The organism is Parvibaculum sp., assembly GCF_049672805.1.
GTDB lineage: Bacteria > Pseudomonadota > Alphaproteobacteria > Parvibaculales > Parvibaculaceae > Parvibaculum.
The window spans coordinates 1-7637 of sequence record NZ_JBATWS010000016.1; the positions used below are offsets into that span (position 1 = coordinate 1).

Consider the following 7637-nt stretch of genomic DNA (forward strand, 5'->3'; position numbering starts at 1 on the left):
GGTCGTAGCCGAGAAGCAACCGGGCGCCGGGGTCAGTGCGCTCTCGCTCAATTGCGATTTCGTGAGCGCGGGCGAAAAGGGCGAGACCGTGACAGGGCAGGCCCGCGTGAGCCGCGCGACGCGCACGGTGCTTTTCATCTCCGGCGATATTCGCAGCGGCGAGCGTATCCTCATGACGGTCACCGGCGTCTATGCGATCAAGGAACCGAAAGGCGCATGAGAACCCCTCTCCCCTCGCCCGTTGATGTCGCCTCGCCGGAGGGCTGGCGGAAATGCGATCTTCACGATCCGTTTGAAGCGCATCTCGGCCCCTTCTTCGAGCGCATGGACGAGACGGGCGAGCGGATATTCGGCTTCATTGCCGACAAGCGCCATGTGAATGCTGATGGCGAGGTGCATGAAGGCATGATGCTCACCTTTGCCGATGCCTTTCTCGGCGGCGCGGCCAATCGCGCACTGGTTGGCAAAAGCTGCGTCACACTCAGCATGCAGGGGAGCTTTCTCGCTCCGGCGCGGCTGGGCGATTTCATCGAATGCCGCACCCGGCTCGAACGGAAAACGCGGGCGATCCTTTTCGTCTCGGGCCGCTTCAGCGTCGGCGCGGAAGACGTGATGACGGTGACGAGCCTCTGGAAAGTGCTCGGCGAACGCTAGGCCGCATTCCCCTCAGACCGACTGGCTACTTGCGCCGCGAGAGCGGAATCGCTTTGCTATGCGCAACGATAAATCCGGGACAAATGGAGGAAGGCCGAAATGGCAATCAATTACGACAAGCTGATGAGCCTGAAGGCAACAGGGCAGGAATTCAGCTATGGCGACCGCGAGACCATGCTCTATGCGCTGGGCATCGGCTTCGGGCGGGACCCTCTGGACGAGAAGGAGCTTCCTTTCGTCTATGAGAAGAACCTGAAAACCGTGCCGACGCTTGCAACCGTGATCGCCTGGGGCGCGGGTGCCATCGGGGATAGCGGCATCAACTACGCCATGGTTGTGCATGGCGAGCAGCGGCTGAAACTCTATCGCCCGCTTCCCGTTGCGGCGAAGATTGTTGCCGACAGCCGCGTTGTCGGTGCCTGGGACAAAGGCGAAGGCAAGGGCGCCATCATCGTCACCGAGACCGACCTTACCGAAAAGGGTGGTGACAAGCTCTGCACGCTGACCTCCACCATTTTCGCGCGGGGGGATGGCGGCTTTGGCGGACCGCGCGAAGGTGCGCCCGAGCCGCACAAGCTGCCGGACCGCGAACCGGATATGAGCATCGATGCGGAAACAAAGCCGGATCAAGCGCTGCTCTATCGCCTTTCGGGGGACCGTAACCCGCTTCACTCCGATCCTGAATTTGCAAAGGCCGTCGGCTTCCCGAAGCCGATCCTGCACGGACTTTGCACCTATGGCACATGCTGCCGCGCGATCATCTCCGGCGCGCTGGACTATGATCCGACGAAGATCACAGGGTTTGATGTGCGCTTCTCCTCGCCCGTCTTTCCCGGCGATACGGTGACGGTTGATCTCTGGAAGGAGAAGGGACTGATCTCCTTCCGTGCCCGCGTGAAGGAACGCGATGTCGTCGTCATCAATAATGGCAAATGCACGCTGAAGGACTGACTCTTCGGCACTCATACCGAGACAGGGGCCGGGCAGAAATGCACCGGCCCTTTTTCATGCCCCACAAAGAAGACGGCCCGCGTTCCGAAAAACGCGGGCCTTGCGCCGTTGCGGACCCCGGGGGGGCGTGAGGGAATCCGCTGCCGGTACTTTCGAAAAATCTGCGCCGTCAGAGAACCGGCAGCACGGAAACAATGGCAAGGGCGAGGAGGCTCAGGCTGGTTGCTGCATAGGCGAGCACATCTTCACGGAAGCGGGACCGTGTCTTTTCCTCCGGCGCCGCATTGGCGGCGCGGCGCGCGCGGCAACGGGCAAGAACACGCTCCACCTCAAACTCGGCTGCGGGGGCAGGCGCAGCGCGGCCATAGGCACGGCGACCAAAGGCACCAGCCGTCTTGTGCCCTGCCGGCTCCGCGATGAAGCGCCGTTCGAGAATGCCGTAACCTGAACCCGGAAATGCGCTCATGATCTTCTCTCCTCCGCAGGGCCGCTTCCTCCATCACGTCGCGGCGACCTTTTGCGATATCAGCTTCGCCCGTGCCGCTGGATCACTCAACGAGGGTTATGTTCGGTTTTGTCGATGACTGTGGCGTCTGCGCTTTCGAGGCCGGAAAAAGGCCGGTATTGTGCAAAAAGATCAGCCGGTTACGGGCGGAACAATGTTAATGCGGTGGATGTTTTCACGCAGGCAGAGAAGGACGGACATGATCTCCGCAGGCAGAAAGATGGTGGCGCGCATGGCAGGGGTGTTGCTTCTTGCAGGCACAAGCCCTTTGGCGGCGCAAGTATGGGAGCCGGGTGATCCCCTGCCCCCCGGCATGGAAGCACCGCAGCCCGCCCCGGAACCGGAGCCCGTGACTCTCCCGCAGATGACGCCCGCGCCGGAAGTGCCGGATGCGGAGCTTGATCCTCAGGTCATGGACATCCCTGCGGCACCAACGCGTGTCGCTCCTCCGGCGGCTGCGCCGACTGCCTCGGCGACGGAAGACCCGGACGATTTTCTCTGCAACCGCGCACCTGCTGGCAAGGCGACAGTGGTTCCCGCGCCCTTTGATCAGTGGGCGGTGCTTGTTTGCACATGGTCAGGACAGGCTCTGGTGCCGGTGATGGGGGATGCCTGGGTCGCGCATGGCACGACGGAGACGGTTTCCATTCTTGCCTTGCCCCCCGGCGCGGCGGAACCGTCACCCGGACCCGGCTTTGATCCCCGCTATGATATCGGCTTTGACATGCTGGCCGGCCTGGAAACGCAGGATGACCGGCGGCGCTTTGCCGATCGACTGATGACCACTGCAATCAACCAGACGGGGGATGCATTTCCTGTCTATGACGCCGTCTGGCAGCTTGATGCGCGGAGCCGCGTTGAGGATACGCGCTATAACCTCTTCTTCTATGTGAAGGGCGGGAAGCCCGCGCATATCATTGCCTGTTTGCAGCATTGTGCGCAGGCGCTGCATCTGGATGTCCTGCGGGGAGAGGCGGCGGCGAGGGCGTTGCGCCGCTGACGCATCAATAAATTGACATTATTAGTGCCGATAAATAAAAGCGGCGCAGGGAACAGGAAACCGGGAAGCAAAATGGCAAGGGGTTATGATTTTTACGGCGCGGAGGTGAGCTATTTCTCCGGCAAGGTGCGCGCCTATCTCCGCTACAAGCGGATCCCCTTTTCCGAGATCACACCAACGCGCGACATCTATCGCAATATCATCCTTGCGCGTGTCGGCTGGCCGGTCATTCCGATTGTCGTGACGCCGGAAGACGAAACCTGGCAGGACAGTTCGGAGATCATCGACAATTTCGAGCAGCGCTTCCCGGAAGCCTCCATCTATCCGGAAGGCCCGAGGCAGAAGCTCGCGGCGCTTCTGATCGAGACCTATGCGGATGAATGGCTGAAACTGCCTGCCATGCATTATCGCTGGACGAAGAATCGTGACTTCGCCATCGCGGAGTTCGGGCGGCTTTCGCGCCCCGATCTCGATGAGGCGGGACGGCGCGAAGTGGGAGAGCAGACGGCGAAACCCTTTGCAGGCGCGCTTCCCTTTCTCGGCGTGAGCGAGGCGACGGCGGCAGCAATCGAAAGAAGCTATGAAGGCTTGCTCGCGGAGCTTGATGCGCATTTCGCCAGCCATGATTTCCTGTTCGGCACGCGGCCATCCATTGGCGATTTCGGTCTTTATGGGCCGCTCTATGCGCACCAATACCGCGACCCGGCGTCCGGCGAGATCATGAAGCGGCTTGCGCCGAACGTGGTGAAGTGGGTTCAGCGCATGACGAAGCCGCCGCAGCCAAAGGGCGGCGCGTTTCTGCCCAATGACGAAGTGCCTGCGACGATCATTCCCGTGCTTGCGCGGATGATGCGCGAATTTCTGCCGGTGCTTGAGAAAACCGCCGTGGCGCTTTCAGCGCATGTCGAGGCGCATCCTCAGCTCATCGCGGGCAAGAACCCTGTGCCCCGCGCCATCGGTCAGCATGAGTTCACGCTGGAAGGAGCGACGGGCACACGCGCAATCTTCCCCTTCGAACTCTGGATGCTGCAACGACCACTCGATTTTCTTGCCTCCCTGCAGGGCGAGAAGGCTGAAGCCGCGCGCGCCATGCTGAAGGAAGCGGGAGGCGAAGGCATTATCTCCTTCCCCGCCTTCCCGCGCCTGACGAGACGCCAGTTCCAGCTTGTTGTCGAATAGCGACTAGCGCACCTGCCCGCCATCCACGACAAGCACCTCGCCGGTGATAAAGCTTGCGCGCGGACTTGCGAGGAAAAGCGCGGCGTCCGCTATCTCTTCCGCCGTGCCGAAGCGGCGGAGTGCCACTTCCCGCTTGATCCAGCGGTCCCAGGCTTCCGGCCGCTCTTTCGTGTTTTTGTCCCAGACGCCGCCTTCGAAGAGAATATTGCCCGGCGCGATAGCGTTCACACGCAAGCCTTCCTTTCCGACAAATTTTGCAAGCTGGCGGGTGAAATGATTGATGCCTGCCTTCGAGGCCGCATAGGTAAGCGATGTGCCCATCGCATCGACGCCCGCGATGGACGAGATCAGAATGAGACTTGCATGCTGACGTGTCTCCGCGGGGCGCTTCAGTATCCGCCGCGCCGCCTCACGCGCGAGCCAGACGGAGCCAAAGAAGTTCTGCTTCATGTCGGCGTCCCAGTCTTCGTCCGTTACATCAAAGCCGAGCGGCGCTTTCGAAAGGCCCACATTAGCAACAGCGCAATGAAGCGGCCCGAGGCTTGCTTCCGCCGCATCGAGCGCCGCCGAGACGACATCCGAAGTGGTCATGTCGCCTGCAACGGTGAAGAGATTTTCTGCCTTCACACCCTCTGCGAGCAGCTTCTGACGGGCCTCGTCGAGTGACTTCTCACCGCGCGCCGCGAGCGTGACCTTCGCCCCTTCGGCAGCAAAAGCCCGTGCCATGCCGAAGCCGATGCCCCGGCTCGCGCCTGCAATGAAGACATGCTTGCCCTCAAGTTCCAGTTTCATGATTGCTCCCTCCTGCAATGACCTTGCGCAGAGCGTAACCGGGAACGCTTTCCATGCAAGCGACGCAGCGGAAGACTGGGGTGACGGCGGCTCCATTGCAGCGCCTCGCGCGCCTCCCTAGACTTCGCCAAAAGACATGGCGGAGGAGCGACTCATGAACTACAGCCAGATCAAGACAGAAAAGCGCGGCAATATTTTCATTATCACCCTGAACCGGCCGGAGCGGCTGAACGCCTGGACGGGGCAGATGGCAGCCGAGCAAGCCGACGCCATTCAGCGCGCAAATGATGATCCCGATATTGGCGCCATTGTGATGACGGGCGAGGGGCGCGGCTTCTGCGCGGGTGCCGATATCAGCGATACGTTTCAGTCGCGCATTGACGGCAATGATCGCAACAATGACACGGGCGGCATGCCGCGTGATGTGGACTGGATCGAACTTGTGCGCAGCTCGAAGCCGATGATCGCCGCCGTGAACGGCCCGGCTGTCGGCATTGGCGTGACCATGATCCTGCCCTTCGACGTGATCGTTGCGGCGGAAGAAGCGAAGTTCGGTATGGTCTTTGTAAAGATGGGCATTGTGCCGGAGCTTGCGTCTTCGCATTTCCTTGTCAGCCGGATGGGCTGGGGCCATGCCAATGAAATGATGCTTTCCGGCCGCCTTTACCCCGCGGCCGAGGCAAAAGAAAAAGGTCTCTGCGAATATGTGGTGAAGGGCGACAAGCTGCTCGACAAGGCACTCGAAATCGCGAGCAGCATTGCGGAAAATCCATCGCGCCAGCTTCGCATGACAAAGCAGCTCATCTCGCAGAATGCCTGCGAGACAGATATGAAGCTTGCGCAGAAGCGTGAGATCAACGCGCTCAAGATCTGCTATGTATCAGCGGAGCACAAGGAAGCAGTCGATGCTTTCCTCAACAAGCGCAAGCCCGATTTCCGCAAGGCCACGCAAAGCGCAGCCGAGTGACTGCATCCACCCAAAGCACAAAACAATAAGAAACCGGATTGATCCCGATGAATGTCGTTCTGAATGAAGCCCTTACGCGGCGTGAATTGCGCGTGCCGGATGGAAAGATTTCCTATCTGGAGTGGGGTGCGGATGAAGCGGGCAAGGCCCCGCTTCACTTCGCTCATGCCAATGGCTTCAACGGACAGACCTACAGGCGCATTCTGGAAGAGCTTTCCGATCGGTTCCACATCCGCGCATGGGATGCGCGCGGGCATGGCGCAACGCGGCTGCCCGCCGATCCTGCCACGCATCGCAACTGGTATGTCTATCGTGATGATCTGATCCGCATGGTGGAAGATTTCGCGGAGGCGACCGGGCAGAAGGTCATCCTTGCGGGTCATTCTATGGGCGGTGCTGCAAGCGTGATGGCGGCCGCGGCGCGTCCCGATCTTGTGCGCGGGCTGGTGCTGGTGGATCCGGTGATGACGCCGTGGTCTTTCCGCTACCTGCTGATGGCCTTTCGCCTTCTCGGCATGAAGGGCGGGCCTATGTCGCTTGCTGATGGTGCGGAGAAGAGACGCGCTGTCTTTCCCGATGGCGAGACGATCGTGAACCGCTATCTGGGGCGCGGCGCCTTCACCACATGGCCGCGCGGCTTTCTTGAGGATTATGTCGCGGGCGGCACGCGCCTGCGGGATGACGGACAGGTGGAGCTTTCCTGTGCGCCCGCATGGGAGGCCGCGAACTTCCGCGCGCATGGACACAACATCTCGAAAGCGGTGCGCAATCTCAACGTGCCGCTTGCACTGCTCCATGCGGAGCATGGCTCGACCTGTCGCGGGTCTTTTCCGCAGAAGCTGAAGCGGCGCGATCCCGGCGCCCATATCATGCAAGTGAAGGGTTCAACCCATTTCCTGCCGATGGAATTTCCCGAACTGGTGATACAGGAAGTTCGCGACTTCGCTGCGCGGCTGGAAGCGGAGGGGCGCTAGCCCTTCCGCTCAGACGCCGAGGCCCGGAATAACGAGCCCTTCGAGCGTGCTGCGCATGTCGTCCGGGATCGGGATGGCCTTGCGCGTGGTGAGATCAAGCGCAATGGCGATTGCCTCCGCCGTGGCCACGGATTCCCCTGTTTCGAGATCGAAAAGCCAGTGGCACCAGATATATGTTTTGGGGCCGACCTGCTTCAGCCCGCTGCGCAGTGTCAGCACATCGCCGATGCGCGGATAACGCCGATATACGAAGCGATATTCAAGCGCCGCGCCGCCAATGGTCGGTGTCTTTGAGCGGTCGGTGCCGCTTGTCTGCGCCAGCAGATTGGGAATGCTCTCCGACACGATGCCAACGAAGTGGCGCACGTTGAGAAAGCCCTGCGCGTCGCACTGCACCGGCAATATCTGGCCCTGCCATGTGCGCACCATGCCAAGCTCATCCGCCTCGGAGAGTTTGGGCGCGGGACGCGGATCATAGAGTTCAAGACCGCGCGGGCTGCCATGGGCCGGGCGCTCGATGATGAGTTCCCTTGCCGCTGCCTTCGCCCTTGCCGGAATGGGCTTCACCTCGCGTGTTTCATCATCCACCCATTGCACTTCCATGATGAAAGTGGC

Annotated in this window: 10 protein-coding genes; 7 read left to right on the forward strand and 3 right to left on the reverse strand. The window is 61.0% G+C overall.

Annotation, left to right across the window (positions count from 1 at the left end; all coding sequences use genetic code 11):
* The 3 genes from WBF74_RS00570 to WBF74_RS00580 all read left to right on the forward strand — a co-directional run.
* A partial coding sequence (locus tag WBF74_RS00570; RefSeq protein ID WP_424433781.1) for a PaaI family thioesterase occupies positions 1–220 on the forward strand: 220 nt, incomplete at its 5' end.
* Positions 217–654, forward strand: coding sequence for a PaaI family thioesterase (locus WBF74_RS00575; protein ID WP_424433783.1), 438 nt, complete (start codon positions 217–219; stop codon positions 652–654). The genes WBF74_RS00570 and WBF74_RS00575, both read left to right, overlap by 4 nt.
* Positions 655–753: 99 nt before the next feature.
* Positions 754–1605: a MaoC/PaaZ C-terminal domain-containing protein gene (locus WBF74_RS00580; RefSeq protein ID WP_424433785.1), complete on the forward strand. Its 852-nt coding sequence runs from the start codon at positions 754–756 to the stop codon at positions 1603–1605.
* A 169-nt stretch (positions 1606–1774) separates the two neighbouring features.
* Here the strand turns inward: WBF74_RS00580 and WBF74_RS00585 are convergent, their stop codons facing one another.
* On the reverse strand, positions 1775–2071 hold the full coding sequence (locus WBF74_RS00585) for a hypothetical protein (protein ID WP_424433787.1): 297 nt from the start codon (positions 2069–2071) through the stop codon (positions 1775–1777).
* A gap of 238 nt (positions 2072–2309) precedes the next feature.
* Here WBF74_RS00585 and WBF74_RS00590 point away from each other — a divergent pair, with 238 nt between their 5' ends.
* Positions 2310–3110: a hypothetical protein gene (locus tag WBF74_RS00590; RefSeq protein WP_424433789.1), complete on the forward strand. Its 801-nt coding sequence runs from the start codon at positions 2310–2312 to the stop codon at positions 3108–3110.
* Between the two features lie 72 nt (positions 3111–3182).
* Positions 3183–4289, forward strand: coding sequence for a glutathione S-transferase family protein (locus tag WBF74_RS00595; protein ID WP_424433791.1), 1107 nt, complete (start codon positions 3183–3185; stop codon positions 4287–4289).
* Positions 4290–4292: 3 nt separating this feature from the next.
* Here the strand turns inward: WBF74_RS00595 and WBF74_RS00600 are convergent, their stop codons facing one another.
* A complete protein-coding gene (locus WBF74_RS00600) occupies positions 4293–5081 on the reverse strand; it encodes an SDR family NAD(P)-dependent oxidoreductase (RefSeq protein ID WP_424433793.1) in 789 nt (262 codons plus the stop codon).
* A 154-nt stretch (positions 5082–5235) separates the two neighbouring features.
* Between WBF74_RS00600 and WBF74_RS00605 the strand changes: the two genes are divergently transcribed.
* Both WBF74_RS00605 and WBF74_RS00610 read left to right on the forward strand, forming a co-directional pair.
* Positions 5236–6048, forward strand: coding sequence for an enoyl-CoA hydratase/isomerase family protein (locus tag WBF74_RS00605; RefSeq protein WP_424433795.1), 813 nt, complete (start codon positions 5236–5238; stop codon positions 6046–6048).
* Between the two features lie 47 nt (positions 6049–6095).
* Positions 6096–7022, forward strand: coding sequence for an alpha/beta fold hydrolase (locus WBF74_RS00610; RefSeq protein WP_424433797.1), 927 nt, complete (start codon positions 6096–6098; stop codon positions 7020–7022).
* Positions 7023–7031: 9 nt separating this feature from the next.
* Here the strand turns inward: WBF74_RS00610 and WBF74_RS00615 are convergent.
* On the reverse strand, positions 7032–7637 hold a 606-nt coding region (locus tag WBF74_RS00615; protein ID WP_424433799.1), incomplete at its 5' end, for an acyl-CoA thioesterase.

Coding starts and splice junctions, on each gene's coding strand:
- WBF74_RS00575 (WP_424433783.1), top strand. CDS start 217: ATGAGAACCCCTCTCCCCTCGCCCGTTGATGTCGCCTCGCCGGAGGGC.
- WBF74_RS00580 (WP_424433785.1), top strand. CDS start 754: ATGGCAATCAATTACGACAAGCTGATGAGCCTGAAGGCAACAGGGCAG.
- WBF74_RS00585 (WP_424433787.1), bottom strand. CDS start 2,071: ATGAGCGCATTTCCGGGTTCAGGTTACGGCATTCTCGAACGGCGCTTC.
- WBF74_RS00590 (WP_424433789.1), top strand. CDS start 2,310: ATGATCTCCGCAGGCAGAAAGATGGTGGCGCGCATGGCAGGGGTGTTG.
- WBF74_RS00595 (WP_424433791.1), top strand. CDS start 3,183: ATGGCAAGGGGTTATGATTTTTACGGCGCGGAGGTGAGCTATTTCTCC.
- WBF74_RS00600 (WP_424433793.1), bottom strand. CDS start 5,081: ATGAAACTGGAACTTGAGGGCAAGCATGTCTTCATTGCAGGCGCGAGC.
- WBF74_RS00605 (WP_424433795.1), top strand. CDS start 5,236: ATGAACTACAGCCAGATCAAGACAGAAAAGCGCGGCAATATTTTCATT.
- WBF74_RS00610 (WP_424433797.1), top strand. CDS start 6,096: ATGAATGTCGTTCTGAATGAAGCCCTTACGCGGCGTGAATTGCGCGTG.